General features: G+C 71.8%; 23 protein-coding genes. 9 read left to right on the top strand and 14 right to left on the bottom strand.

All coding sequences use genetic code 11. From position 1 onward, the window contains the following. Window positions 1-5: 5 nt before the first annotated feature. Complete coding sequence (locus AB0C27_RS05590) at window positions 6-1,766, top strand: HAMP domain-containing sensor histidine kinase (RefSeq protein ID WP_357838323.1); 1,761 nt, start codon at window positions 6-8, stop codon at window positions 1,764-1,766. Next, window positions 1,763-2,239 carry a hypothetical protein gene (locus AB0C27_RS05595; protein ID WP_357838326.1) on the top strand — a complete coding sequence of 159 codons (477 nt, stop codon included), beginning with the start codon at window positions 1,763-1,765 and terminating at the stop codon, window positions 2,237-2,239. The genes AB0C27_RS05590 and AB0C27_RS05595 overlap by 4 nt, the downstream gene beginning before the upstream one ends. A gap of 12 nt (window positions 2,240-2,251) precedes the next feature. Here AB0C27_RS05595 and AB0C27_RS05600 read toward each other — a convergent pair whose 3' ends face one another. The 3 genes from AB0C27_RS05600 to AB0C27_RS05610 are packed head-to-tail and all read right to left on the bottom strand — an operon-like array spanning window position 2,252 to window position 4,735. Then, window positions 2,252-2,890 carry a hypothetical protein gene (locus AB0C27_RS05600; protein WP_357838329.1) on the bottom strand — a complete coding sequence of 213 codons (639 nt, stop codon included), beginning with the start codon at window positions 2,888-2,890 and terminating at the stop codon, window positions 2,252-2,254. Between the two features lie 52 nt (window positions 2,891-2,942). Further along, window positions 2,943-3,599, bottom strand: a complete 657-nt coding sequence (locus AB0C27_RS05605) for a response regulator transcription factor (protein ID WP_357838331.1) — start codon at window positions 3,597-3,599, stop codon at window positions 2,943-2,945. Then, window positions 3,596-4,735 (bottom strand): HAMP domain-containing sensor histidine kinase, encoded by a 1,140-nt coding sequence (locus AB0C27_RS05610; protein ID WP_357838334.1) that lies wholly within the window; start codon window positions 4,733-4,735, stop codon window positions 3,596-3,598. The genes AB0C27_RS05605 and AB0C27_RS05610 overlap by 4 nt, the downstream gene beginning before the upstream one ends. 128 nt (window positions 4,736-4,863) lie before the next feature. Between AB0C27_RS05610 and AB0C27_RS05615 the strand changes: the two genes are divergently transcribed. Beyond that, window positions 4,864-6,405: a hypothetical protein gene (locus AB0C27_RS05615; RefSeq protein ID WP_357838337.1), complete on the top strand. Its 1,542-nt coding sequence runs from the start codon at window positions 4,864-4,866 to the stop codon at window positions 6,403-6,405. Between the two features lie 91 nt (window positions 6,406-6,496). On the opposite strand, the gene AB0C27_RS05620 is transcribed toward AB0C27_RS05615, so the two are convergent. Next, the gene (locus tag AB0C27_RS05620; RefSeq protein ID WP_357838340.1) at window positions 6,497-7,315 is read right to left on the bottom strand and encodes an SDR family oxidoreductase; all 819 of its coding nucleotides are present in this window, start codon (window positions 7,313-7,315) and stop codon (window positions 6,497-6,499) included. A gap of 79 nt (window positions 7,316-7,394) precedes the next feature. On the opposite strand from AB0C27_RS05620, the gene AB0C27_RS05625 reads away from it, so the two are divergent. Then, entirely contained in the window at window positions 7,395-7,829 is a 435-nt protein-coding gene (locus AB0C27_RS05625; RefSeq protein ID WP_357838342.1) for a MarR family winged helix-turn-helix transcriptional regulator, read from the top strand. A 53-nt stretch (window positions 7,830-7,882) separates the two neighbouring features. Here the strand turns inward: AB0C27_RS05625 and AB0C27_RS05630 are convergent, their stop codons facing one another. The 3 genes from AB0C27_RS05630 to AB0C27_RS05640 all read right to left on the bottom strand — a co-directional run bounded on the left by AB0C27_RS05630 (window position 7,883) and on the right by AB0C27_RS05640 (window position 11,409). Then, on the bottom strand, window positions 7,883-10,021 hold the full coding sequence (locus tag AB0C27_RS05630) for a DUF6351 family protein (protein ID WP_357838345.1): 2,139 nt from the start codon (window positions 10,019-10,021) through the stop codon (window positions 7,883-7,885). A 54-nt stretch (window positions 10,022-10,075) separates the two neighbouring features. Then, window positions 10,076-10,420, bottom strand: coding sequence for a hypothetical protein (locus AB0C27_RS05635; protein ID WP_357838348.1), 345 nt, complete (start codon window positions 10,418-10,420; stop codon window positions 10,076-10,078). A 215-nt stretch (window positions 10,421-10,635) separates the two neighbouring features. Continuing rightward, window positions 10,636-11,409 (bottom strand): glucose 1-dehydrogenase, encoded by a 774-nt coding sequence (locus AB0C27_RS05640; protein ID WP_357838351.1) that lies wholly within the window; start codon window positions 11,407-11,409, stop codon window positions 10,636-10,638. A 226-nt stretch (window positions 11,410-11,635) separates the two neighbouring features. Between AB0C27_RS05640 and AB0C27_RS05645 the strand changes: the two genes are divergently transcribed. The 5 genes from AB0C27_RS05645 to AB0C27_RS05665 are packed head-to-tail and all read left to right on the top strand — an operon-like array spanning window position 11,636 to window position 15,692. Continuing rightward, a complete protein-coding gene (locus AB0C27_RS05645) occupies window positions 11,636-13,075 on the top strand; it encodes an ATP-binding protein (RefSeq protein WP_357838353.1) in 1,440 nt (479 codons plus the stop codon). Then, window positions 13,072-13,488: a roadblock/LC7 domain-containing protein gene (locus tag AB0C27_RS05650; protein ID WP_106241442.1), complete on the top strand. Its 417-nt coding sequence runs from the start codon at window positions 13,072-13,074 to the stop codon at window positions 13,486-13,488. The genes AB0C27_RS05645 and AB0C27_RS05650 overlap by 4 nt, the downstream gene beginning before the upstream one ends. Next, window positions 13,488-13,844 (top strand): DUF742 domain-containing protein, encoded by a 357-nt coding sequence (locus tag AB0C27_RS05655; RefSeq protein WP_357838357.1) that lies wholly within the window; start codon window positions 13,488-13,490, stop codon window positions 13,842-13,844. The genes AB0C27_RS05650 and AB0C27_RS05655 overlap by 1 nt, the downstream gene beginning before the upstream one ends. Before the next feature lies 1 nt (window position 13,845). Then, on the top strand, window positions 13,846-14,421 hold the full coding sequence (locus AB0C27_RS05660; protein WP_357838360.1) for an ATP/GTP-binding protein: 576 nt from the start codon (window positions 13,846-13,848) through the stop codon (window positions 14,419-14,421). Window positions 14,422-14,429: 8 nt separating this feature from the next. Next, window positions 14,430-15,692 (top strand): cytochrome P450, encoded by a 1,263-nt coding sequence (locus AB0C27_RS05665; RefSeq protein WP_357838363.1) that lies wholly within the window; start codon window positions 14,430-14,432, stop codon window positions 15,690-15,692. 5 nt (window positions 15,693-15,697) lie between these two features. Here AB0C27_RS05665 and AB0C27_RS05670 read toward each other — a convergent pair whose 3' ends face one another. Genes AB0C27_RS05670 through AB0C27_RS05700 form a run of 7 tightly spaced genes read right to left on the bottom strand, consistent with a single transcriptional unit; the run spans window position 15,698 to window position 24,796 of the window. Further along, entirely contained in the window at window positions 15,698-17,260 is a 1,563-nt protein-coding gene (locus AB0C27_RS05670) for an arylsulfatase (protein ID WP_357838366.1), read from the bottom strand. A 38-nt stretch (window positions 17,261-17,298) separates the two neighbouring features. Further along, window positions 17,299-18,927: an alpha-amylase family glycosyl hydrolase gene (locus tag AB0C27_RS05675; RefSeq protein WP_357838369.1), complete on the bottom strand. Its 1,629-nt coding sequence runs from the start codon at window positions 18,925-18,927 to the stop codon at window positions 17,299-17,301. Beyond that, complete coding sequence (locus AB0C27_RS05680; protein WP_357838372.1) at window positions 18,920-19,828, bottom strand: dihydrodipicolinate synthase family protein; 909 nt, start codon at window positions 19,826-19,828, stop codon at window positions 18,920-18,922. The genes AB0C27_RS05675 and AB0C27_RS05680 overlap by 8 nt, the downstream gene beginning before the upstream one ends. Next, window positions 19,828-21,438: an FAD-dependent oxidoreductase gene (locus AB0C27_RS05685; protein WP_357838375.1), complete on the bottom strand. Its 1,611-nt coding sequence runs from the start codon at window positions 21,436-21,438 to the stop codon at window positions 19,828-19,830. The genes AB0C27_RS05680 and AB0C27_RS05685 overlap by 1 nt, the downstream gene beginning before the upstream one ends. Before the next feature lie 27 nt (window positions 21,439-21,465). Beyond that, entirely contained in the window at window positions 21,466-22,260 is a 795-nt protein-coding gene (locus tag AB0C27_RS05690; RefSeq protein WP_357838378.1) for an ATP-binding cassette domain-containing protein, read from the bottom strand. Continuing rightward, window positions 22,257-23,273, bottom strand: coding sequence for an ABC transporter ATP-binding protein (locus tag AB0C27_RS05695; protein ID WP_357838381.1), 1,017 nt, complete (start codon window positions 23,271-23,273; stop codon window positions 22,257-22,259). Before AB0C27_RS05695 ends, AB0C27_RS05690 begins: the two co-directional genes overlap by 4 nt. After that, window positions 23,270-24,796, bottom strand: coding sequence for an ABC transporter substrate-binding protein (locus AB0C27_RS05700; protein ID WP_357838384.1), 1,527 nt, complete (start codon window positions 24,794-24,796; stop codon window positions 23,270-23,272). The genes AB0C27_RS05695 and AB0C27_RS05700 overlap by 4 nt, the downstream gene beginning before the upstream one ends. Window positions 24,797-24,799 lie beyond the last annotated feature (3 nt).

Here is a 24,799-nt window from a genome sequence, read left to right on the forward strand (position 1 = left end):
CGCCCGTGACACCTCGGCCGAGCCCGGGGCTGCGCGCCCGGCTGCTGTTCGCGTTCGCGCTGCTGTGTGTGGTCACCGCAGCGGCGGTGGCCGGCGGGTTCTACGTCGGCGCCCGCAACGCCATCCTGCAGCGGGCCCAGGACGCCGCCGTGGAGGCGATGCGGAGCCGGCTGGAAGCGCTCTTCCCGTTGCGTACCGCGACGCCGGGGCCGGCCGACCTCGAAGAGATCGCCCGCGCCATGACCGAGGGCAACACCTTCACGATCGCCGTCTACCGCGACATGCACGCACCGTCCCTGACCCGCCCCGCCCGCCCGCCGGCGGACCACCAGTCCCAGGACCGCCGACCCCAGGACGACCCACTCGGGGACGGCCCGACCCAGGACGAGCCGACCCAGGACCGCCGGCTCCAGGAGGACCCGAACCAGGACGGCCCGCTGAGGCCCCGGCTGCCGGCCATGCCGGCGGACGCGCCGGTCGCCGATCTCTCCATGATCCCGGCGGGGCTGCGGCGGACGGTGGCCGGCGGCGAAATGGCGTGGAAACGCCTGGTGCGGCACGAGCAGCCCATCCTGATCATCGGCGCGCCACTGCTGATCACCGAATCGGACCGGACGACCCGCGTGTCCGGCATCGAGGTCTACACCGCGCTCAGCCTGCTTCCCGAACAGCGCAGCATCGACGAACTCGCCGCGTACGCCTGGCTCGCCGGCGGGGCGGCCCTCGCGTTCGCGGTCCTGCTCGCCTCGCTGGCCACCCGTGGCGTGCTGCGCCCGGTGCGCGAGCTCGGCCATGCGGCCCGCCTGCTGGGCGAGGGCGAGCTGCGTACCAGGATCGCGATCCGCGGCTCCGACGAGCTCTCCGACGTGGCGCGTACGTTCAACCACACCGCCGCGGAGCTGGAACGGCACGTCGCGCAGCTGCGTGAGATGGAGGCCGACGCGCGCCGGTTCGTGGCCGACGTGTCCCACGAGCTGCGCACGCCACTGGCCGCGCTCGCCGCCGTCGCCGACGTCCTCGACGAGGAGGCCGCCGAGCTGCCCGAGCCGGCCGGCCGGGCCGCCAGGCTGGTCAGCCAGGAGACGCTCAACCTCACGGCGCTGGTGAACGACCTGATCGAGATCAGCAGGTTCGACTCGGGTGTCGCGGCCCTCGCGCTGAACGAGATCGACCTGGCCGAGCTGGTACGCGCGACCCTGCGCACCCGGGGCTGGCCGGAGTCGGTGCGGACCGAACTGCCCGCCGGGGTGACGGCCCGGCTGGACCCGCGCCGAGTGGACGTCATCCTCGCCAACCTGGTCGGCAACGCCCTGCGGCACGGCGAGCCACCGGTGTCGGTACGGCTTTCCACCGACTCGTCCTGGGTCACCGTCGAGGTGCGCGACCACGGCCCCGGGCTGGACGAGGCGGCGCTGCCGCACGTGTTCGACCGGTTCTACAAGGCCAGCGCGGCCAGGGCCAGGTCGGAGGGCAGCGGGCTGGGCCTGGCCATCGCACGCGAGAACGCCCGCCTGCACGGAGGCGACCTCACCGCCGCCAACGCCCAGGACGGCGGTGCCGTCTTCACCTTGCGCCTGCCCCGCCTCACGCCCGACCCCGACGAGCGGACCGAACGCCCAGCGGACGGCCAAGCCAGCCCCGACGAGCGGACCGGATGCTCAGCGGACGGCCAGGACGGCCCCGCCGAGCGGGCCGACCGCCCAGCACACCCGGCGGACGGCCCGGAGACCCCGGACGGGCGGACCGACGTGGGAGGCTCCAAGTGAGCAGGGCCCGCCGCGTACTCGCGGCAAGCCTGGTGTCGCTCGTCGCCGTGGCCGGCTGCGGCGTGCGGCCGAGCGACGTCATCCCCGTCGGCCCTCCGCCGAGCGGAGCCGTCGCGCCGACCCGGCCGATCACCCTCTACCTGGTGAAGAAGGGCAAGCTCAGCCCGGTGACGCGGCCCGGCCGCCGACTCTCCCAGACGGACACGCTCGCGCTGCTGGCAGCCGGCCCGACCGCCGCCGAACAGGCCCGCGGCCTCACCACCGACATCCCCCTCGAAGCTGGCCCGTTCTCGGTGACCACCGGCCCGGCCGGCCGCGTCGTGGTGACCGTGTCCGCCGGCGCCGGCGGGCTGTCCACGCGGGCGGTCGAGCAGATCGTCTGCACGGCCGCCACCGCCACACCGCAAGGCACCGCCGACGTCACCGTCACCGGCACCGACAAGAACGTCGACCCCCGGAACTGCCCCGAATAGCAGGGGGCGGGATCATTCGGCGTCCGGTTCGGGGGCAGGCGCGAGCCGCAGGGGCGCGGCGGAGCCGGCGGCGAGCTCGCGTCCCTGGTTCAGGGTGTATTCGAGCTGCCTGGCCAGCAGCGGAACGGTCGCCGGAGGGAGATACACGTCGGCGCCGGCGTCGAGCAGCCGTCGTACCGGGCCGTGATACTGGACCCCGAGTTCGTGATCCTCGATCTCGGCGACGACGACGCGAGCCCGCTGAAAGCTCGCCCGCAGCGCCGCGATCAGCTGCGGGCTGCCAGGGGGCACCAGCAGCACATCGGCCGTCGCCGGGGCCGCGTGCAGGTCGAGGACCACGTAATCGGCTCCGAGCTGGGTGGACAGCGCGACCCTGGCCGCCTTCGACAGCTCCATGGCGGTGACCACGACCGTCACGCCGTCGTAGTCGGGCGGCGCCTCATCGCCGGTCTCGTCCGAGGCCGCACGATCGACGACGGCGCCCTCGACCACCGCGATCGTGCTGGAGATCGTCGCGATCGACGCGCCGTCACGGGTGAGGATGATCTCCGCACCCGGCTCCAGGGCGTCGATGAGCGCCACGACGTCCTCGGGCAGGCGCGTCACCTCGACCCGCGGGGTGGCGCGTGGGGTGCGTTTGCGAATCATCATCCCTGTTGGATGCTTTTGCGCGACCGCCGGTTCGAAACCCTGGGCGAGGTGATCAGGCGATTCGGTAGCCGACTCCTCGTGCCGTCGTGATGGCCGGTGGGTCGCCGAGTTTGCGGCGCAGGCGGCCGACCGTGACCGTGACGGTGTTGGTGAAGCTGTCGGCGTTCTCGTCCCACACCCGTTCCAGCAGGGTTTCCGCGCTCAGGAAGCCCGGGCTGGCCCGCAGCAGTGCCTCCAGCACGGCGAACTCCTTCACCGAGAGGTCGAGCTGCCGCCCGTCGCGGACGACCGTGCGGCGTACCGGGTCCAGCAGGATCCCGGCCACGTGCAGCGTCCGGGGGCGCGCGTCCGGGCGGCGGCGGGCCAGTGCGCGGATGCGCAGGATCAGCTCGGGGAAGTGGAAGGGCTTGGCGAGATAATCGTCCGCGCCCAGGGTCAGCCCGCTGACGCGGTCGCCGGGCGCGCCGGCCGCGGTCAGCATCAGCACCATCGGCCGCTCCGCCCGCTCGACGAGCAGCCGGCACAGGAGGTCGCCGTGCAGTCCTGGCAGGTCGCGGTCCAGGACCACCACGTCGTACGCGGTGAGGTCCGCCTTGGCGGCGGCGGTGAGCCCGTCGTAGGCCAGGTCGACGGCCATCCCCTGGTCGCGCAGCCCTTCGGCGACGACCTCGGCGAGGGCGTCGTCGTCCTCGACCACCAGGATCCTCATGCCCCCACCGGCCCCTCAGCGACCAACACCCCAGCGACCGGCCCTCCGGTGATCGGCAGGGTGATCGAGACGCGCAGCCCGCCCTCCGGCCGGGCCAGCAGGTCGAGCCGGCCCCCGTGGGCGGCGGCCACGGCGGCGACGATCGACAGGCCCAGGCCGGATGAGCCGGTACGTTCGCCGCCCAGCCGTTCGAAGGGCCGCGCCAGCCGGGCCACCTCCCGCTGGTCGAGTATGGGCCCGCCGGTCTCGACGACCAGCGTCGTCTCCCGCTCGTCCACGGATCCGGTGATCCCGATCCAGCCGCCGGGCTCGTTGTGGGTCACGGCGTTGTCGACGACGTTGCCCACCAGCCGCGCCAGCAGCGCCGGGCTGCCCACGACCGCCGTCTCCTGCGGCACGTCCACCGCCACGCTCAGCTCCTTGCGCCCGACGTCCGCGGACCTCTCCCGCAGCGCGGCGTCGATGAGGTCGCCGAGGTCGACCCGCGCGGTGTCGGCCGGCGGGCCGTGCTGCGCCCTGGCCAGCACGAGGAAGCCGTCGAGCAGGTGGTCGAGCCGGTCGAGCTGCCGGCGTACGCGGGCCGCGAGCGCCACCGTCGAGTGGGCCGGGTCGGGCTTGGCGACCGCGACGTCCAGCGAGGCCCGGATGGTCGCCAGCGGCGTACGCAGCTCATGGGAGGCGTTGGCGACGAACCGCCGCTGCGCGGTGAACGACTCCTCCAGCCGTCCGAGCAGTTCGTCGATGGTGTCGGCGAGGTCCTTGACCTCGTCCGCCGGGCCGGTGACGGCCAGGCGGCGGTCCAGGCTGTCGGCGGAGATGCGCCGGGTGACGGCCGTGATGAGCCGCAGCGGCCGCAGGACGCGCCTGGCCAGCACCCGGCCGAGCAGCACCGAGACGACCGCCATCACGACCAGCGCGAGCAGCGAGCCGACCAGCAGTTGCCGGGACTGCTGCGTGTGCACCGCGGCCAGCTGATCCTCCAGCACCCTGATGCGCTCGTGCGCCGCGGTGACGTCGCCCTGGGCCGGAGGGCCTTCCGCCGGGGCGGTCTCGCTCAGGCTGCCCCCGCCGGAGAGCAGGAAGGCCAGGGCCAGCAGCCCGGCGCCCGACAGCAGGAACACAACGGCGTACATCATCGTGAACCGTGTGCCCACGGTCCCACTGCGCGGCCCGACCATGCTGTCAGCATGCCCCGGCGAACATAACACCAGCATGACGGGGCCGGTTCGGGCCGTGTTATGCGCGCGGACGTACAACCGACCGCATGTCGACCACCGAACTGCTCCGGCGGGAATGGACCGGGTTCCGCCGCCCGGGGCGGCTGATCGCCCTGGTTTGCGCGGCCCTCACCGTCGTCGCGCTGGGGCTGCTGCTCGCGCTGAACAACCGTTCGTCCTGCTCGGGACCCTGCCCGGCCGTGCCCGTCGCCGCCGACGGGTCCGTGGTCAGTGACACGTTCTGGCTCCTCCATCGTGACCTGGGCCGCGAGGGCTCGATCACCGTACGGATGACCTCGATGACGGGGACGATCACGTATCCGCCGCCGAAACACGACCGGATCGTGTCCGGGCTGGTGCCGTGGGCGAAGGCCGGGATCATCGTCAAGGACGGCACGCGGCAGGGCTCGCGGTACGCGGCGCTGATGATGACCGGCCATCACGGCGTGCGCTTCCAGCACGACTACCGGTACGACGTCGCCGGCGGCCCCGGCGGCGTCTCGGCGCGCTCCCCACGCTGGCTGCGGCTGACCCGTTCCGGCGACGTGATCACCGGCGCCGAGTCGGCCGACGGCAGCCGGTGGCGCACCGTCGCGACCGCGACGCTCGACGGGCTGCCGGACACCGTGCGGGTCGGCCTCTTCGCCACCTCGCCCGGCGACCTCACTCTGCGCGAGACCGGCCTCGGCGGGGCGATCGAGGAGGTCAGGTTCACCCAGGCCGTGGGCGTCTTCGACCACGTCACCGTCAAGGGCGGCGCTGGCGGGTGGGACAGCGAGCCGGTCGGCGCGATGAACCACACCGACTGGGAGAAACTCCACAACGCGTCGGGGGCCGTGGTGAAGGACGGCGTCATCACGGTCAGCGGCACCGGGGACATCGGGCCGGTCAGTGAGGAGGGGACGCGGGCCGTCGAGAACACGCTGCCCGGCCTGCCGATCGCCCTGATCGTCTTGGTGATCACGACCGCCCGCTACGGTGCCCGCACAGCCGGTGCGGTGGCCGGCTCCAGCGCCCGCACGGGCGACTCGCCGACCGGTGACGGCACCCGCACGGCCGGCACAGCGGTGTACCGGCGGGTGATCGCCGCTCGGGCGCTCGTCGTCGCGGGGGCCGTCTTCGTCACCGGGCTGGTCGCGGTCGGCGTCGTCCTGCCGGTGGGGCTGGAGATCATGAAGGGCAACGGCATCGTGGTGCCGCCGCTGCCGGTGCCGACCGGGGTCCGGGTGATCGCCGGTCTCGCGGCGGTGCTCGCCCTCTGCGCCGTCGTCGCGTACGGACTCGGCGTGCTCCTCCGCCGCGGGTGGACGGCGATCGTCGCCGGCGTGTCGCTGATCGCCCTGCCGTACGTGGTCACGGCATTCCCGCTGCTGCCCGACACGGTCTCCGACTGGCTGCTGCGGCTCACGCCGGCGGCCGGGTTCGCGGTCAAGCAGACGTTGGTGGAGTATCCGCAGGTGACGCAGCACTACGCGCCGTCGGCCGGGTATTTCCCGCTGCCCTGGCCGGCCGGGCTCGCCCTGCTCTGCGCGTACGCGCTGATCGTCCTGCTGATCGCCACCCGCAGGACGAGGCCCGTCGCATCGTGAGCAGCCGGTCGCACCGTGAGCAGCCAGTCGGCCGTTAGCAGCCCGTCAGCCATAAGCGGCCTGTTGGGCGCCGTCTGCTGTGAGCGGCCGTTCAGGTGAGGTCGACGGTTTCGTGCAGGCGCAGGCGGCGGTTGAACGCGGCGGCGATCCGTACCACGGCGGTGCGTGGCAGCAGCCGCGCGGGCCAGGTCATGGCCCGGGTCACGGCCCGGCCCGGGTAGGACACCGCGCGCCGCCTGGCGTAGTCGTCCAGCGTACGGGCCGCGATGGCCTCCGGCGTGTCGGCCACCCGGGGGTCGATCGTGGCGGAGGTGCCGTCGAAGAAGCCGGTCGCGATCGCGCCGGGGTGCGCGGCCATGACGTGCACCCCGGTGCCGCGCAGCTCTTCGGCCAGCGCCTCGCTGAAGGAGAGCACGAACGCCTTGGTCGCGGCGTAGCTGGCCTGGTAGGGCAGGGGCTGGAAGGCCGCGGTGGACGACACGTTGATGATGCCGCCGGAGCCGCGGGCGACCAGTTCGGCCCCGATCACGTGGGTCAGCGCGAGCAGGCCGCTGACGTTCAGGCTGACGGAGCTCAGCTGCGGCTGGAGCGGGCGGCTGAGGAACGGGCCCGCGCTGCCCATGCCGGCGTTGTTGAGCAGCAGGTCCACGGTCAGGCCGCGGTCGTGCAGCTCCCGTACGATCCGCTCGGGACCGTCCTGGGCGGTGAGGTCGCCGACGATCACCTCGGTGCCCGGCCCGCCGTGCGCCTCGTCGATCCGGGTGGCGAGCTCGCGCAGGTCCGCTTCCGAGCGGGCCAGCAGGATCACCCGCGCGCCCCTGCGGGCCAGCTCCAGCGCGTACGCCCGCCCCAGCCCCTTGGACGCGCCGGTGACGAGCGCGGTGACGCCTCGATAGTCGTCGTCTCTCATCCGATCCTCCATTGTTTCGAGTCTCGAAGCAAAACGCTAGCACGATACTTCGATACTCGAAACGTCGTAGGATGGCGGCATGTCCGGGCACGAGCTCACCGCAGCGGTCACGGCGACGTACGAGATCTGGATGCGGACCAACGCGCTGATCATGGAGGCGTTGGCCGGCCACCGGCTGACGCCGGCCACGTTCCAGGCGCTGTGGGCCATCGACCCGGACGAACCGCCGCCGTCCATGAAGGTGATGGCCGAGCGGCTCTACTGCAACGCCCCCAACCTGACCTTCATCACCAACCAGCTCACCGAACGGGGCCTGGTGGAACGCGCCGTGGACCCGTCCGACCGCCGCTCCCGCGTCCTGGTCATGACCGCCAAGGGCCGCGAGGTCCGGGCAGAGCTGCTCAGGACGACGCTGGAGAAGACCCCGCTGGGGGTGCTGTCGGACAGCGAACTGCGGCAGCTCGCGGGGTTGCTGAGCCGCGTCGTCCCACTCGAAGGACCCGCCGCCGGCTGAACGGGGCCGCTCAAGGAGCGGCGGCTTTCAGCCCGCACCCGCCGGCTGAGTTGTCAGAACGACTGCCAGGTGCCGGCGAGGGGTTGTTGCTGGATGCCGGGTTTGGACCAGTCGCAGACGCCCTGCGGGAAGATGCGCCTCAAGCGGTCGAGCTGGGGCTGGGTCAGCGGAGTGCCGTAGGCGGTGGGGTCGAGGGGGCGGAGGTGGCATTTGACGATGTCGCCCGCCATCGGGCTGCCTGCGACGAGGCGCGGTGAGGTCCACACCGGGTACAGCGTGTTGCAGGTCGTCGTGCCGCTGCCGGCCACCTGGGGTTCGGCGATCTTGCGAGGGGTGGCGTCGCGGGTCCAGCAGGCGTCCGTGAGGTCCTGGGGTTTGTTCCGGACCGCCTTGGGGCCGGGGCGGTGGTCGGCGGCGATGGCGGTGAGCCACTGGTCCATCCGGGTCAGCGCCTCCATGAGGACGGGGCTCGACAGTGAGAAGCCGCCGTAGCGGTTGTCCTCGACGAGCATGACCTGGTTGGCGTACGTGCCGTTCGCCTTCAGCAGCCGTTCGCGGGTGGCGAAGGAGTGGAAGCGCATGTGGATGTCGCCGCCCGGCGCGTCGTCGGTGTAGGCGCGGTAGTCGATCATCGGCATGCTCGCCAGGCCGGCGCCCGCGTTGAGCAGCCGCCCGCTCCGGTACGCCGCCCGCGTCGCGGCCAGGTCGGCCCGGGTGCGCTCCGGTACGTGGTTGGCGTCGGCGTCGAAGCCGCCGATCCCCTCGTTGAGGTCGAGGAACTGGTCGACGGTGATCGTCTTGTCGCGCAGTGAGCCGAGCCCGTACTGGATGCCGGTGTTGTCCAGGGGCCGCCGGGCGAAGCCGGTGCGCGGGTCGCGGCCGTAGACGTTCACGGTGTGGTCGTAGACGTCGCATCGGGCGCCGGTCGGATTGGTCTCCGGGTGATAGCGGAGCGGCGCCGGAAGCTGGCCGGGGCAGAAGATGCGCGGGTCGATCCGGCCGCCGCCCGCGGCGAGGTTCGCGATGCTCTCCCACCGGCCGAAGCCGGAGATCGCCTGCTGCTGCTCCTGGCTGAAGGCGCCGGGCGCGACCTCACGGAAGTAGTGGTTGAGCAGGCGCGCGTCGGTGATCGCGTTGACGGTGGCGAAGCCGACCTCGGGGAAGCTGCATCCCGAGACGATGCCGTCGAGCAGGCCGGGGTAGTTGTCGCCGATCTGGTGCGTCTGGTACGACCCGCCCGAGCACCCCCACCCGATCGTGAACGCCGGCGCCCCGTACGCCTCGACGAAGCGTTCCTTGACCATGCTCGCCGACTCGGCGGCCAGCAGGTCGTTGCAGTTGTTGCCGAAGACGTTGAGCGACGACGACGCCACCGCGTACCCCTGGCGGAGCATCCGGTCGTCCATGACGGAGCCGGTGTTGCGGCCCTGGACGTACCATCCGCCGGTGCAGCCGCCGCCGAAGGTGTAGATCAGCCGGCCGTTCCAGCCGGGCGAGCGCCGCCACGGGTCCGGCGGCTCGGCGGCGGGGTCGGCCAGCATCGACAGCTCATAGACGGCCCGGTTGATCGTGCCGGTCTCCACCCGCACGATGTACGGCACCCGCTGACCGGTGCTCGTCGTCGTCCAGGCGAGGTCGGCGGGGCGGGTCTCGTTCGCGGGTAACGGCGCGAACTTCCCGGCTGTGGTGCGGTAGACGTGGTCGACCCGGGTGGCGACCGAGCAGTCCGAGTCCGCAGGCGGGCCGAGTTTGCCGCCGGTGACGGTGGTGAAGGCCGCCGTGTCGCAGATGAACGGCTGCTCGTGCGGGCCCGAGAAGACCGGTCCGGTGACCGGGTGGTCGTCGAGGACGAGCCGGGCCGATCGGGCGCCCGGCGCCGTCGCGGTGAGCACGTTGCGCCCGGTACGCAGGCCGGCGACCAGCCCTTCGAGCCCAGCACCGGCGCGCACGAAGCTTCCTGTCACGTCCGTGCCGTCACGTTTCACCCGCACCTTCGCCGCGGGGACCCCTCGCGGGAGCTCCAGGCGGATGAGAGCGTCGTGCGCGGACACGGCCTGCGGGCGGGACGACAGCACGGTGAGGGTCAAGCCGCTCCCGTCCGAAGCGGCGGCGGGCGCCGCCGAGGAGGCGAGGACCGCCACGACCGCTCCGGTAACGGACAGCAGGCGCGTACGACGTACAAACGATCTCATATGGGGTTTGTACGTCAAAAACGATCTACAAGCCAGAGCCGATCAACCCTGGCGTCACCACTTGGTGGAGCAGACCGGGATCCGGCGGGTGGAGGAGTTCGTGATCCTGAAGTACTTCTTCTTCGGCGCGATCCGGCCGTTGGCCAGGCGCTCGATCTTGAAGAGGCCGGGCCGGCCGCGGAAGTAGCTGGTGCCCGTCACTCTACGCGCGGAGCCCGCGACGCCCGGCCCCTTGACGGTGACCGTCACCGGGCCCACGCGCGAACAGTTGAAGGAGAACTTGACGAGCGCGTACGGCGGCGTCGCCGAGGCGGAGGCGGGAGCGAGCCCGATGGCGGCCAGAGCGACCCCCATCGCGAGCGCGCTGGTGAGGACGGAACGCCGAACGATGCGCAGCATGGAGTGATCCTTTCAGGTGATCGCGGCCACCCTAGCGGCGTCGTCGGCTTGATGTCGCCTTGGGGGCTCACCATGCGACTGGCACTCTTCGCCGGAAAACGGAGTATTACCCGCCAAGAATCCCTTTTCGGGGCTTTATTCGGAAATGTCGTACACAAGGAAATCCTTCGCGCCGATGGGGCGGCGAACGGAGAAATCACCGCCCCCCGACCGATTCAGCGGGCCGTCATGGCGCCGTCCACCGCCATCGGCAGGCCGGTGACGAACGACGCGGCGCCGGAGCTGAGCCAGGCGATCGCCTCGCCGATCTCCGGCGGGTTCGCGTAGCGGCCGACCGGGTGGTAGGCCGCCGTCTGCTCCAGCGTCATGATGCCCTGCTCGATCAGGTCGTCCACCATCTGCGTACGCACCGCGCCAGGACACACGGCGTTCACCCTGATGCCCGAGGTGGCGTACTCCAGGGCGGCCGCCTTGGTCAGCCCCACGACGCCGTGCTTGGCCGCGATGTACGGCGACACGAACGGCGCCTCGATGCCCACCAGCCCGGCCACCGAGGCCACGTTGACGATGGAGCCCGAGCCCTGCGCCACCATCTGGGCCAGCTCGTGCTTCATGCACCACCAGACGCCCTTGAGGTTGACCTCGAACGAGGCGTCGAAGGACTCCTCGCTCACCTCGTGGAACCGGCCGTCGCCCGCGGTGTCCACGCCGGCGTTGTTGACCGCGCAGTCCAGGCGGCCGAAGCGCTCCACGGTGAAGGCGACCATGTCCCTGACGGCGTCGGAGCTCCGTACGTCCGCCCAGACGAAGGCGGCCTCGCCGCCGATCGCCTCGACCTCGGCGACCGTACGCCTGCCGCCTTCCTCGTTGATGTCGGCGACCACGACCCTGGCCCCGTGCCGCGCGAACACCAGAGCCGTCGCGGCGCCGATGCCCGAGGCCGCGCCCGTGATCAGTGCCGCTCTGCCGTCAAGGAGAGAACCTGCCATTTGCGAGCGACTCCAAGATTGTTCCGAAGGACAGAAAGGGGCACCGTACTTCGCGTTGATCAATATGTCGAGAAATCTGCAACCTGATGACCACATGGAGTGAAATGTCGTAAGATCCCATGTCACTCGCCCCGCGATCATGGAGGTCGGGAACCGGTCGTCGCTACGCGTTCGGCCCCGTCGGGTTCGCGGTGACCGTGATCCACTCGCCGACGAGGAACTCAAGATGTCAGCATCGGTACGTACTCGCCATCGCGCGGCACATCCGCGGCTGGGTGATCCCCTGGTCGTCCTGGCTATCACCGCCGCCGTCATGGGGGCCGCGTCGCTGACGGCAGTCCTCACCGCCCCGACCTCCTCGCGCGGCCACCTGGCCTGGGCCCTCGGCGTCGCGGCCGTCCTGGTCTGCGCCGCGATCACGTTCGCGGCCTCCAACAGACGGCAGATCCAGCAGCTCAGAGGCAGGATGGCCCTCGGAGACGCCGAACTCACCAGACTCGCCGCCGAGACGCTCCCCGAAACGGTGCAGCTCATCCGCACGGGGATGTCGGCCGAGTCCGTCCTCGCCAGGATCCACCGTCCGGCGAACAAGGCGCAGCAGCAGATCCTGCGCTCGTTCGTCAGCGAGGTGAGCAGGGAGGGACGCGTCCGCGCCGCCACGACCTCCGCCTGCGCCAGCGCCGCCGGCCGGGTACAGGCCCTGGCCACCAGCATGCTGGCCGACCTGCGCGAGATGGAGGACCGGCACGACCAGATCACGCTCGGCGACCTGCTCAAGCTGGACCACACGACCGCCCAGGCCGGACGGCTCGCCGACAGCATCGCCGTCCTGACCGGGGCGCGCTCGGGACGGCGCTGGACCAAGCCGATCGTGATGGAGAGCATCCTGCGCGGGGCGATCGGCCGGATCAGCGCCTACCAGCGGGTCCGGGTCCACTCCACCAGCACGTTCGCCATCGCCGGGCACGCCGCCGAGGGCGTCATGCACGCCCTCGCCGAGCTGATGGACAACGCCACCAGCTTCTCCCCGCCGACCGAAGAGGTCCACGTCTACGTGGAGGAGGTCACCGCGGGCATCGTGGTCACGATCGAGGACTGCGGCCTGGTGATGAGCCCGTCCGCGCTGGCCAGGGCGGAGCGGGCCGTCTCGGCCGAACCGCTGGACTTCACCACGCTGTCCGGCTCGCGGCTCGGCCTCGCGGTCGTCGGCTGCCTGGCCCGCAAGCACGGGCTCACCGTCTCCTTCCGCCCGTCCTCCCGTGGCGGCACCGGGCTGGTGGTCATGATCCCGCAGCAGCTCATCAGCCAGAACGTGCCGGCCCCGGTGCCGGCGCAGGCACGGCCCGCCGGGGCCACGCAGGTCCCGGCCACGCAGGTCCCGGCCACGCAGGTCCCGGACAAGCAGGTCACAGCCAGGCAGGAGGTCCCCGCGCAGGTGTCCCCCGAGCCGGACGGGGAGCTGCACGGCCTGCCGCGCCGCCGCCGCGGGCAGACGTTCGCGGCCGCCTCGTCCGCGCAGACGCCGTCCCGCCCGGCCCCCGCGCAGGAGCCGCGGCGGGCGCCGTCGGACGCCGGCAGCAAGTTCAGCGCCTTCCACCAGGCCGGCAAGGCACGGCAGAGTCAGGCGAGCGAAGCACGACAGATGGGTGAGGAAGAGACTCGATGAGAACTTCGGACCAGGAACTCGCCTGGCTGCTCGAGAACCTCCTGGAGAGGACTCCGCAGGCCAGGTACGCCGTGGTGCTGTCGAGAGACGGCCTGCGGCTCTCCCACACCGCCGCGCTGTCCGTGGACCGCGCCGACCAGCTCGCCGCGATCGCCTCCGGGATCCAGAGCCTGTCGTACGGCGCCTCGATCGAGTTCGGCGACGGCACCGGCGGCCTGCGCCAGTCGATGACCGAGTTCCACGGCGGCTTACTGTTCATCGTGGAGGCGGGAGAGGGCGCGCACCTGGCCGTGGTGGCCGGTGACGAGGCTGACCCCGGCGTCATCGGCCACAACATGAACGAGCTGGTGGAGCAGATCGGCGAACACCTGACCGCGCCACCTCGTGCGCCACAGACGAGCAGCCGAAGCTGATGGCCCCGCGCCTGGAGGACGAGAACCCGGACCGCCTCTACATGGTGACCGGCGGGCGCAGCTACGTGGCCGACGACGGCCTCGACCTGGTCACGCTCATCGTGAGCGAGTGCGACCCCACTCCAGGCATGCAGTCCGAGCATGTCCGGATCCTGCGGATGTGCACGAGTCCGACGGCGGTCGTGGAGATCGCGTCCGAGCTGCGGCTGCCGGTCAGCGTGGTCCGCATCCTGCTCTGCGACCTGCTCGACATGGGACGCATCACCGCCAGGAACCCGCGTCCGGCGCCGGCCGAGTCGCGTCTGCCCGACCCCGACGTTCTCAGACAGGTGCTCGTTGGACTCGAAAATCTCTGATGTGGCCGCGCGAACTCCACTGGCCAGTTCCGCGACCACCGGACTCAAGATCGTCATCGTCGGCGGGTTCGGCGTGGGAAAGACCACCATGGTCAGGTCGGTCAGCGAGATCCGCCCGCTGAGCACCGAGGAGACCTTGACCAGGGCCGGCGTGGAGATCGACGACCCGCGCGGCGTGGAGTGGAAGTCCACCACCACGGTCGCGTTCGACTTCGGCCGGATCAGCCTCAATCCGGAGATGGTGCTCTACCTCTTCGGCGCGCCCGGCCAGGAACGTTTCTGGTTCCTGTGGGACCGCCTGTTCACCGGCACGCTCGGCGCCGTGGTCCTGGTGGACACGCGGCGCCTGGCCGACTCCTGGTACGCCATCGACCGGCTCGAACACCACCGCATGCCGTTCGTCGTGGCCCACAACCGGTTCGGCGAGAGCACGCACACCCTCGACCAGATCCGCGAGGCGCTCGACCTGTCCCCGGACGTGCCGCTGGTCTCGTGTGACGCGCGGCAGCGCGACTCCAGCAAGTCCGTGCTGATCACGCTCGTCAACCATCTCTACGCTCTGTCTTCCGCCCGGTAGGTGACCTCATGACTGACTTCACGCAATCCTCCTGGTTCGCCAACCCAGCGGAAGGGCCGGACCAGAACGCGTTCGAGGGCGCCTTCCCCATGTACGGCCGGGCCTACCACCAGAACCCGGCCGCCGCCTTCGACGAGATGCGCCGGCATGGGCCCGTGGTGCCGATCCTGCTGGAAGGCGACGTCCCGGGCTGGCTGGTGCTCGGCTACCGCGAGCTGCGGTACGTGCTCAGCAATCCGAAGCTGTTCGTCCGTGACTCCCGCTACTGGAACCAGTGGGACAACATCCCGCCCGACTGGCCGCTGATGGCGTACGTCGGCTACCAGCCGTCGATGTTGTTCGAGATCGGCGAGGCCCACGAACGCCGGGCGGGCGCGGTCAGCGAGGCGCTGGCCGCGGCCGACCAGTTCGAGCTGCGCGCCAACTGCGAGCGGGTCACCGAGGGGCTGATCAACACGTTCATCGGCTCGGGCCGGGCCGACCTGATGGCGCAGTACGCCAACCCGATCCCGCTGCTCGTCCTCGGCTCCATGCTGGGCCTGCCGGACTCCGACACCCGCGCCCTGGTCGGCGAGGTCGCCACCACGCTGAACGGCGGCCCGGCCGCCATGGAGGCCTACGGCCGGGTCCAGGCCATCATGACCAACCTGCTCGAACTCAAGCGCAACCACCCCGGGCCCGACCTGCCCTCCCGGCTGCTCGCCCACCCGGCGAACCTCACCGACGAGGAGCTCATTCAGGACCTGCTGCTGACCATGACCGCGGGCCACGACCCGACGGCCACGTGGATCGGCAACACCCTGCAGCTCATGCTGACCGACGACCGCTTCGCCATGACGCTCTCGGGCGGGCGGCGCAGCGTCGGCCAGGCGCTGAACGAGGTGCTGTGGAAGGAGGCCCCTGGACAGATCGCCATCGGCCGCTGGCCGATCATGGACACCCAGGTCGGGGGCCGCCGCATCAAGGCCGGCGACCTGCTCGTCTCCGGCCTGGCCGCGGCCAACCTCGACCCGAAGGTGCGCCCCGACTTCCACGAGGGCTCCGTGGGCAACCACGCGCACATGTCGTTCGGGTACGGCGCGCACGGCTGCCCGCATCCCGCGCCGGAGATCGCCGAGATCATCGCCCACATCGCGGTGGAGACCCTGCTCGACCGGCTGCCCGACGTGGTGCTCGCGGTGCCGCAGTCGTCGCTGGAGTGGCGCTCGTCCATCCAGATGCGCAGCCTGGAGTCACTGCCGGTCGAGTTCACCCCCGGCTACCGCAGCTGACCCGTTCACGACCTCGCCAGGACGCCGACCCGCTCCGCCCACCGCCGGTACGCGCCGGCCAGCTCGCTGACGAGGGCGGGGTGCCGGCCGGCCAGGTCGGTCAGCTCGGAGCGGTCGGCGTCCAGGTCGTAGAGCTCCCACGGCGCGGCGTGCTCGCGGACCAGTTTCCACCGCCCCCGGCGGACGGCGGCGTTGCCCAGGTGCTCCCAGAACAGCCACGCGTCGGGGACCGGCGCCCCGCGCAGGGCGGGCAGCATGGAACGCCCCTCCGGGGGCGGCACCGCCCGCCCCCGGCGTCGCGCCGGGTAGGCGACGCCGGTGGCGTCGAGCAGGGTGGGCAGCACGTCGGTGAGCTGGAACGGCGTCCGCACGATCCGGCCCCCGGCCAGGTCGCCCGCCGGCCAGTGCACGATGAACGGGGTCGCGATGCCGCCCTCGTGGACCCACCGCTTGTAGAAGCGGAACGGGGTGTTGGACAGGTTGGCCCACGCGGGACCGTAACTCGCGTAGGTGTGCTCCGGCCCTGGATCGACGTCGGGGAGGTTGCCGACGCGCATTTCGCCGCCGTCGCGGGTGCGCGCGGGCACGATGTGCCGTTTGGCGCGGAACTCCTCGGGGTCGCCGAGCGGCAGGATCTCGGCGCAGCCGCCGTTGTCCGACAGGAACACCACCAGGGTGTCCTCCAGCACGCCGGAGGCCGCGAGTTGGTCGAGGATCCGGCCGACGCCCCGGTCCATCCGCTCCACCTGGGCCGCGTACACCTGCATGCGGCGCGCCTCCCACGCCTGGTCCGGCACCACCGCCCAGGGCGGCTGCGCCGGATCGCGCCCGGACAGCGCCGACTCGGCCCCGAGCAGCCCCTCCGCGCGCAGCCGGTCGAGGCGGCGGGCGCGCAGCTCGTCCCAGCCCGCGGCGTAGACGCCGTCGTACCCGGCGACGTCCTCCTCGGGCGCGTGCAGCGGCCAGTGCGGCGCGGTGTAGGCGACGTAGGAGAGGAACGGGCGGGCGGCGGCGGCCTGCCCGCGGATGAACTCCACCGCGTGCTCGGTGATCGCGTCGGTGTAGAAGAAGTCCGGGTCGCGGGTCTCGGCGCTCGCGTCCGTCTCGCCCCGGAACAGGGTCGCCGGATCGTAGTAGCTGCCGCACCCGCTGAGCGTGCCGAAGAAGTCGGCGAATCCGCGCCGGGTCGGCCAGGATTCGTGCGGCTCCCATAAAGGCCCGCTCAGGTGCCATTTGCCCGACATGCCGGTGGCGTACCCGGCGTCGGCGAGCACCTCGGCCACGGTGACGCAGCGGTCGTCGAGGCTGCCCGGGTACCCTCCTGGCGTGCCGTTGCCGGCCAGCACGCCGATGCCGGTCTGGTGCGGGTGCAGCCCGGTCAGCAGGGACGCGCGCGACGGGCTGCACCGGGCCGTGTTGGCGAACTGCGTCAGCCGCACCCCTGACCGTCCGAGCCGGTCGAGGTTCGGCGTGCGGATCTCGCCGCCGTAACAGCCGAGGTCGGAGTAGCCCAGGTCGTCGGCGAGGATCAGCACGATGTTGGGCTGCTTCATGGTGCGCGGTCTCATGGCCGGGCTCGTGTCGGGCTTTCTCGCGTCAGGCCGTCTCATGTCGTACGGTCGTCCCGCATCCGCAGCCAGGCAGCCGTGTCCGGGCCGAGCGGGTCGCCCGAGGCACGGGTGTCGCTGCGCAGCAGGGTCACCGCACCCTCGGGCAGCGGCACCTCGGCGGAGCCGAAGGTGACCACGCACTCGAAGCCCGGCCCGCGCCGGAAACGCAGCACGGAGCCGCCCCGGCCGGCCCATTCGAGCTCCTGCGGAAGATCCAGCTCCCGCCGGATCCGCAGCGCCCGCGCCACGAGGTTGTAGGTGGAGCCCGGGTCGTCGATCTGGACGGCCGCCGAGAGCCGCCCCCAGCCGGGAGGCTGCGGCAGCCACGGGTCCGCGGCGCCGAATCCGGCGCCGTCCGGCTCCGGCGTCCAGGGCAGCGGGATCCGGCAACCGTCTCGGCCCCGGCGCCGCCCGCCGGAACGCGTCCAGATCGGGTCGCGGAGCCGGTCGTCGGGGATGTCCAGGTAGTCGGGCAGGCCCAGCTCCTCGCCCTGGTAGAGGTAGGCGACGCCGGGCAGCGCCAGCATCAGCAGCAGCGCGGCCCTGGCCCGGCGGCGGCCCAGGTCCTCGTCCACCGGGCCCAGCTCGTGGCCGGACCTCCCCTGGTGCTTGCGGGTGTCGGCGCGACCGTACCGGGTCACCGTACGTTCGACGTCGTGATTGGACAGCACCCAGGTCGGCGGCGCGCCGGACAGGGACATCGTCCCGAGGGTGGCGTCGATCACCTTGAACAGGTCGCCGGCGTCCCACGCGGACTGCAGGAAGGGGAAGTTGAACGCGGTGTGGAGCTGGGCCGGCGCCACGTAACGAGCCAGCCGTTCCGGATCGGCCACCCACGCCTCGGCCACGAAGATCCGCGGCGGGTCGTACGCGTCGGCCACCGCGCGCCAGTCCCGGTAGATCTCGTGCACCTCGTCGCGGTCGCGGTGCGGGTGGTCCGGCACGTCGGTCAGGACGAGCAGGTCCTCCTCCCGGTAGCCCAGGTCGGGATAGCCGGGGTGCTTGACCAGGCCGGTGGCCACGTCGATGCGGAACCCGTCCACGCCCCGGTCGAACCAGAAGCGCAGCAGGTCCAGGAACTCCGCCCGGACGTCTGGATTCGACCAGTTGAGGTCGGCCTGGGTGGGGTCGAACAGGTGCAGATACCACTGACCGTCGGGCACCCGGGTCCAGGCCGGGCCGCCGAACGTGCTGCGCCAGTCGTTGGGCCTGACCCCCTCGGCGGGGCCGTCCGCGAAGTGGTACCTGGCGCGTTCCGGGGAGCCCGGCGGGGCGGCGAGCGCGGCCTGGAACCAGGGGTGCTCGGTGGAGGTGTGGTTGGGCACGATGTCGAGGATCACCCGCAGGCCGTGCCGGTGCGCCTCGGCGATCAGCTGCTCGGCCGCGCGTACGTCGCCATACTCGGGGGCGATGGCCCGGTAGTCGGAGATGTCGTAGCCGCCGTCGTTGTTCGGCGACTCGTACCAGGGCGTGATCCACAGGGCGTCCACGCCGAGCCCGGCCAGATAGCCCAGGCGGGCGCGGATCCCGGCGATGTCCCCGATCCCATCGCCGTCGCCGTCGGCGAAGGAGCGGATGTAGATCTGATAGATGACCGCGCGGCGCCACCACTCGGCGTCAGTCATCGGCGGCTCCGATCAGTTCCGGCTCGAATCCCGCCAGGAAGTCGCGCAGCGCCGTCAGCTCTCCGTCGTTCAGCGTCCGCAGCGGCGGTGCGACCGCGGCGGAGCACAGACCGCGCAGGGCCAGCGCCGCCTTGACGACCGGGACTCCCGGGCGGATCCGGTGCACGGGGAGCAGCCGATCGATCCGTTTCTGGGCCAGGGCGGCCCGCTCCAGGTCGCCGGCCCGGTACGCGGCGACCAGCTCCAGGGCGACGCGCGGGGCGAGGTTGGCGATGCCCGGCGTGATCCCGTCGGCGCCGGCGGCCAGCGCGTCGAGCAGCGCGCCTTCGGCTCCCTGGTTCACCCCGAAGTCCGGCCGATCGCGCTTGACGTCGAGCCACCGGCGCAGGATGTCCGGATCGCCGGAACTGTCCTTGATGCCCACGACGTGCTCCATGTCGCCGACGGAGGCGATCGGGCCCGCCGAGAACGGCGCCGCGTACCGGGGGATGTTGTACGCGATCACCGGCACGGCCGCCGCCCGGCTCGCCCGGTAGTGCTCGACGATGTCCCGCTCGTCATGGCGGAAGTAACAGGGCGGGCTGAGCGCGACCGCGTCACAGCCGGCCTCGGCGGCGACCTCGGCCCGCGCGAGCGATTCGCGGGTGCCGGCGGCGGAGACGTTGACGATGACGACGCCGCCTGGAACGAGCCCGCGCCAGTGGGCGACGGCTTCGCGCAGGAACGGGCCGATCTCGGTCGTCTGGTGCAGCGGCCCCTCGCCGTTGGTGCCGAGCAGCATGATCTTCTCGACGCCCGAGGCGGCGAGCGCGCCGAAGTAGCGAGTGCCGGCCGCGAGGTCGGGACGGCCGTCCGCCCCGATCGGGGTCACGGCGGGAACGATCACATCGGAGACGAACATCAGTACCCCCTGATCTCCGGCCAGGCGAGCTCGACGCCGTCGGCCTTCAACGCGCTCTGGAACGCCCGCAGATGCCCGTCCTTGCGCCGGACGTCGTGCGGCTCCACCGTCTCCCCCAGGCAGTAGGCCACCAGCGAGGCGGCGGCCTCCCCGATGTTCCACTCGACCGGGTGCAGCCGGTAGCAGCCGTTGGTGATGTGGGTGCTGCCGATGTTCTTCCCGGCCGGCAGCAGATTGCGCACGCGTACGGGCAGGAGCGCCCCGAGCGGGATCTGGAACGGGCTGCTGGGGACGTCGATGTAGTTGTCTCCGCCCGTCGAGGGGTGCAGGTCGATCCGGTACATGCCGATCCCGACCGTGTCGTCGTACGCAGCCGCGCCCGCGTCACCCCGTACGGCGAGGGAGACGTCCTGTTCGACCACCGTGTACTCGGCCCTGATCCGGCGGGACTCGCGGATGTACGGCGCGGCGGCGAAGCCGTCGGGCGTGTCCATGACGTCCGGCCGCAGCCGCAGGCCCGGCCAGCCACGGCCGCCGTCCGGCCGGGGAGCCTCGGTCTGCAGCCAGTAGAGCATGCTTTCCGACAGCTCCCGCGCGCCGGCGAGGTGGCGGGCCTTGTCCTGCTCGCTCACCCCGATGATCGGCCCCTCCACGTAGTCGATCATGGGCCAGTTCACCAGGGTCACGTCACTGGTCACGAAGCCGGGCTCGTACAGCTCGCGGGCGACGGCCCGGCGGAACTCCCACAGCTCCCGGTCCCCTGGGTCCTGGCTCTGGTCGGCGAGCACGGGGCCGGACGTGAGGTTGGGGGTGAACGTCCGCGTCAACGGCTCCCGCGTGCGCGGGTCCGGCGCGGTCAGCCCGATCTGCGTGCCCGGCCAGTAGTCCGGGCGGTAGGCGCGCCAGTGGTCGTAGTCGGCCGGCCGGTCGATGACGTGGTCCTCGCCCTCCCGGTGATCGATCGCGAACACCCAGGAGAAGGCCTGCATGTTGCCGGGCTGCGCCACCTCGGGCGCGCTCGGCTCCCCCGTCTCGTGCCGGGACTCGAACCCGGTCACGTGTTCCACCCCCGCCAGCGGCAGCAGGTCGCCGAGCTCGGTGGCGTCCAGATAGTACGGAGCCACGAGATGCACCAGATCGTCGTCCGCGCGCCGCACCGTCACGCCGGTGATCCGGTCGCCGTCGGTCTCGGCGGCCACCGGTCGTGCGTTGAGCAGGATGCGCAGCCGGCCGCTGCTCAGGTAGGGATCGACCAGCGCGCGCAGCACCGCCCCGCTGACCCGCGGCTCGTGGCACAGCGCGCCGACCCGGCCCAGCCCGGGATTCAGGTAGGGCTCGTTCCTGGCCGCCACCGTGAGGGGGTACCAGGTCCGGTAGTGATCGCGGACCGCGTTCCGGTAGCGGCGGTAGGAGGCGGTGCAGCCGAACTGCTCGATCCACCTGTGCTCGTCAGGAGGCACCCCCTGGCTGGTGAACTGCCCGCCGATCCGGTCGCCTTCCTCGGTCAGCACCACCCGCAGCCCGTGCCGGAGCGCCGCCAGCGCGGCGGCGACTCCACCGACGCCGCCGCCGATGATGGCGAGGTCCGCGTCACTGATCCGCGATTCCACCGTGTTCCCCCTGATCGCATATGTGTTTCAGGCGCCCTCTAGGTCGAGGGCGGCTTCGAGCAGTGTCTTCGTGTACGGATGGCCGGGCCGCTCGAACAGGTCGTCGGCCGTCGCGGTCTCGACCAGGCTGCCCCGGTGCATGACCGCCACCCGGTCGGCGATCTGCCTGACCACGCCGAGGTCGTGGGTGATGAAGAGGATGGCCAGCCCGCGGGCCGCGCGCAGGCCGGCCAGCAGCCGCAGGATCTGCGACTGCACCGACACGTCGAGCGCGGAGACGGCCTCGTCGCAGACCAGCAGCCGGGGCCGCAGGGCGAGCGCGCGGGCGATGCTGACCCGCTGGCACTGCCCGCCCGACAGGGCCGCGGCCCGCCGGTCGGCGACGCCGGGATCCAGGCCGACGTCCCCGAGGAGCTCGTCGATCGCGGCCTCCCAGGTCCGGCCCTCGGGCGCGACCGAGGGGTGGGTCCGCCAGGTCTCGGAGATGATCGCCCTGACGGTCATCCTGGGGTTGAGCGAGGCGGCGGGGTCCTGGAAGACCATCTGGATCGCCCGCCGGGTGGCCGGCGACCGCTTCGACACCGGGCCGATAGCGGCCCCGTCGAACCGGATCACGCCTGCCTGAGGGGCCTGCAGCCCGACGACGCAGCGGGCGGCCGTGGTCTTCCCGGAGCCCGACTCCCCGACGATCGCCAGGGTCTCGTCCGGACGCAGGGCGAAGGAGACGCCGTCCACGGCGTTCGGCTTGCCGGCCCTGCGCTCCCTGCGGCTGTGGAAGTTGACCACGAGGTCGCTGACCTCGACCAGGGGCGATGCGCTCACGTCTCCTCCGGGAAGTGACAGGCGACCTGCCGGCCCGCGGCGACCTGGCGCATCCTGGGCACCTCGTTCGCGCACCTGTCCTGGGCCTTGGCACAGCGCGGGTGGAACGGGCAGCCGCTAGGGCGCTCGGCCGGGCTGGCCGGGCTGCCGGGCAGCGGCTCGGCGATGGCCGTCTTGCTGCGGACGGCCGGGACGCTCACGACGAGCGCCCGCGTGTACGGGTGCGCCGGGCTGTTGAGCACCTCACGGCCGCTGCCGATCTCGCAGATCCGGCCGGCGTACATGACGACGACCTCGTCCGCCACATGGGCCATCACCCGCAGGTCGTGGCTGACCAGCAGCATGGCCATGCCCTCCTCGTCGCGGACGCGCCGCAGCAGGGCGAGGATGCGGGCCTGGACGGTGACGTCGAGCGCGGTCGTCGGCTCGTCGGCCAGGATGAGCTCGGGCGAGCCGGCCAGCGCCGTCGCGACCATGGCCCGCTGCCGCAGCCCACCCGAGTACTGGTGCGGATACTGGGCGTGCCGCGTCTCCGGCTCGGGGATCCCCACCCGGTCGAGCAGGTCGATCACGGTCCTGCGGACCTCCTTCTTGGGCATCCCGCCGCGCCGCAGGATCTCGCCGACCTGCCGGCCGATCGTCTGCGTCGGGTCCAGCGCGGCCTGGGGATCCTGGAAGATCATCCCGATGCCGCGCCCGCGCAGCCGCCGCCGGTCCTGCTCGGCCATGGTGACCAGGTCCTCGCCGTGCCACATCATCCGCCCCGAGACCGCCGCGCCGGGCGGCAGCAGGCCGATGATCGCCGTCGCGGTCATCGTCTTGCCGCTGCCCGACTCGCCGATCAGGCCGGTGGTCCGGCCCGCGGCCACGGTGAACGAGACGTCGTCCACCACGCGGACCGGGCCGGCCGGACCCGGCAGGTCGATCGACAGGTGCTCGACGCGGAGCAGCGGCGCCGGCTCGGCGCCGCTGCCGACCGGCGCCGGGTCCGTCATGTTCGACGACCGGCTCATGAGCCACCATTGCCGATCTTGACCGTGGAGAAGTCCGGCGTCAGGTCCGGCGGGATGACCAGGCCCTGCACGGACTTGTTCCGGACGAACGCGTTGCGCACGAACATGGGGTACATGCCGACCGCGTCATCCCAGATGATCTTGTTGGCCTGCCCGTACAGCTCCTGCCGCTTGGCGTTGTCGCTGGTGGAGCCGGCCTGGGCGAGCACCTTGTCGAGGTCGGGATTGCAGTAGCCGGTGCGCTTGGCCGCGCAGGTGTAGAGCCGGCCGAGGTTGGTCGCCGCGTCGAAGCCCGCGGTGCCGAGCTGCTGGATGTTCAGGTCCCACTTGAGCGCCAGCAGGTCCTGGAGGAAGACCGCGGGCTCCTTCTGCGTCGGCTCCGCCTTGACCCCGATCTTGGCCAGGTCGCTCGCCACCGCGTCGGCGAACTGCTGGAACTGGGGCTGGGAGAACTGCATCCGGATCGTCTGGCCGTAGTCCCAGCCGGCGTCGTCGAGCGCCTTCTTGGCCGCGGCCGGGTCGTACGTCACCGGCGTCTGCGGCGCGTAGCCGAGCACGCTGGGCGTCACCACCGAGTCCGCCACCGAGCCGGTCTCGGGGAACAGCGACTTGATGATGGTGGGGAAGTCGACCGCCTGCCACAGCGCGCGCCGGACGGCGGCCTCCTTCAGCCCCTTGACGGAGCCGTTCATCCACATGGTGACGACGCCGCTGCCCGAGTCCTTCTCCACCACCAGGTCCGGGTTGCTCTTCAGGCCGGGCAACTGGTCGTCGGGGACCGCCCACGTCATGGCGACCTCGCCGGTCTTCAGCGCGGTCATCCGCGCCGCCATCTCACCGATGCTGCGCAGCTCCAGGCGGTTCAGCGCCGGCTTGCCGCCCCAGTAGCCGGGGTTGGGGGCGAGCACCAGGCTCTGGCCCGGCGTGAACTGCTGCACGACGAACGGGCCCGAGCCGACCGGCTTGGTCCAGCCGTCGTTCAGGTGGGCTTTCGGGGTGACGTAGAAGGTGATCAGCTTGCCCAGCAGCGCCGGGTCGGGGTCCTTGGAGGTGATGACGACCGTGCCCGCGTCGCCCTCCTCGGCCTTGTGGCCGGCGTAGTTGCTGGCCATCGCGCCCTTGAGCTCCAGCACCCGCTCGAAGGAGGCGACGACGTCGGCGGCGGTGACCGGGGTGCCGTCGGAGAACGTGACGCCGTCGCGCAGCTTGAAGGTCCACTCCGTGGCGTCGTCGTCGGCCTCCCACGACTCGGCCAGCACGCCGTCGAACTTGCCCTTCCCCGACGTGCTGACCAGTGGGCTGAAGATCGCCTTGGCGGCGACCTGGGTGCCGTTGTCCATCCCTGACGCGCCGTGCGGGTCCAGGTTCTCGATCGGGGTCCAGACGGCGACGGCCAGTTCCTGCGGCGCGTCACCGCCGGTGGACGAGCCGCCGCCGGTGGTGGTGCTGCAGGCGACCAGCCCCACGATGGAAAATGCCGCGGCGGCGAGTGCCGCCGCCCGACGAAGCCGAACGGGCCTCATGGA

The sequence above is a fragment of the Nonomuraea sp. NPDC048882 genome, from assembly GCF_040649755.1.
GTDB classification, from domain to species: domain Bacteria; phylum Actinomycetota; class Actinomycetes; order Streptosporangiales; family Streptosporangiaceae; genus Nonomuraea; species Nonomuraea maheshkhaliensis.

What these genes read in the sequence shown, in the direction of transcription:
- AB0C27_RS05675 (WP_357838369.1), bottom strand. Translation starts at nt 18,927, where the DNA reads ATGACTGACGCCGAGTGGTGGCGCCGCGCGGTCATCTATCAGATCTAC.
- AB0C27_RS05630 (WP_357838345.1), bottom strand. Translation starts at nt 10,021, where the DNA reads ATGAGATCGTTTGTACGTCGTACGCGCCTGCTGTCCGTTACCGGAGCG.
- AB0C27_RS05665 (WP_357838363.1), top strand. Translation starts at nt 14,430, where the DNA reads ATGACTGACTTCACGCAATCCTCCTGGTTCGCCAACCCAGCGGAAGGG.
- AB0C27_RS05645 (WP_357838353.1), top strand. Translation starts at nt 11,636, where the DNA reads ATGTCAGCATCGGTACGTACTCGCCATCGCGCGGCACATCCGCGGCTG.
- AB0C27_RS05605 (WP_357838331.1), bottom strand. Translation starts at nt 3,599, where the DNA reads ATGAGGATCCTGGTGGTCGAGGACGACGACGCCCTCGCCGAGGTCGTC.
- AB0C27_RS05700 (WP_357838384.1), bottom strand. Translation starts at nt 24,796, where the DNA reads ATGAGGCCCGTTCGGCTTCGTCGGGCGGCGGCACTCGCCGCCGCGGCA.
- AB0C27_RS05650 (WP_106241442.1), top strand. Translation starts at nt 13,072, where the DNA reads ATGAGAACTTCGGACCAGGAACTCGCCTGGCTGCTCGAGAACCTCCTG.
- AB0C27_RS05600 (WP_357838329.1), bottom strand. Translation starts at nt 2,890, where the DNA reads ATGATGATTCGCAAACGCACCCCACGCGCCACCCCGCGGGTCGAGGTG.
- AB0C27_RS05635 (WP_357838348.1), bottom strand. Translation starts at nt 10,420, where the DNA reads ATGCTGCGCATCGTTCGGCGTTCCGTCCTCACCAGCGCGCTCGCGATG.
- AB0C27_RS05615 (WP_357838337.1), top strand. Translation starts at nt 4,864, where the DNA reads ATGTCGACCACCGAACTGCTCCGGCGGGAATGGACCGGGTTCCGCCGC.
- AB0C27_RS05625 (WP_357838342.1), top strand. Translation starts at nt 7,395, where the DNA reads ATGTCCGGGCACGAGCTCACCGCAGCGGTCACGGCGACGTACGAGATC.
- AB0C27_RS05670 (WP_357838366.1), bottom strand. Translation starts at nt 17,260, where the DNA reads ATGAGACCGCGCACCATGAAGCAGCCCAACATCGTGCTGATCCTCGCC.
- AB0C27_RS05610 (WP_357838334.1), bottom strand. Translation starts at nt 4,735, where the DNA reads ATGATGTACGCCGTTGTGTTCCTGCTGTCGGGCGCCGGGCTGCTGGCC.
- AB0C27_RS05680 (WP_357838372.1), bottom strand. Translation starts at nt 19,828, where the DNA reads ATGTTCGTCTCCGATGTGATCGTTCCCGCCGTGACCCCGATCGGGGCG.
- AB0C27_RS05620 (WP_357838340.1), bottom strand. Translation starts at nt 7,315, where the DNA reads ATGAGAGACGACGACTATCGAGGCGTCACCGCGCTCGTCACCGGCGCG.
- AB0C27_RS05640 (WP_357838351.1), bottom strand. Translation starts at nt 11,409, where the DNA reads ATGGCAGGTTCTCTCCTTGACGGCAGAGCGGCACTGATCACGGGCGCG.
- AB0C27_RS05655 (WP_357838357.1), top strand. Translation starts at nt 13,488, where the DNA reads ATGGCCCCGCGCCTGGAGGACGAGAACCCGGACCGCCTCTACATGGTG.
- AB0C27_RS05695 (WP_357838381.1), bottom strand. Translation starts at nt 23,273, where the DNA reads ATGAGCCGGTCGTCGAACATGACGGACCCGGCGCCGGTCGGCAGCGGC.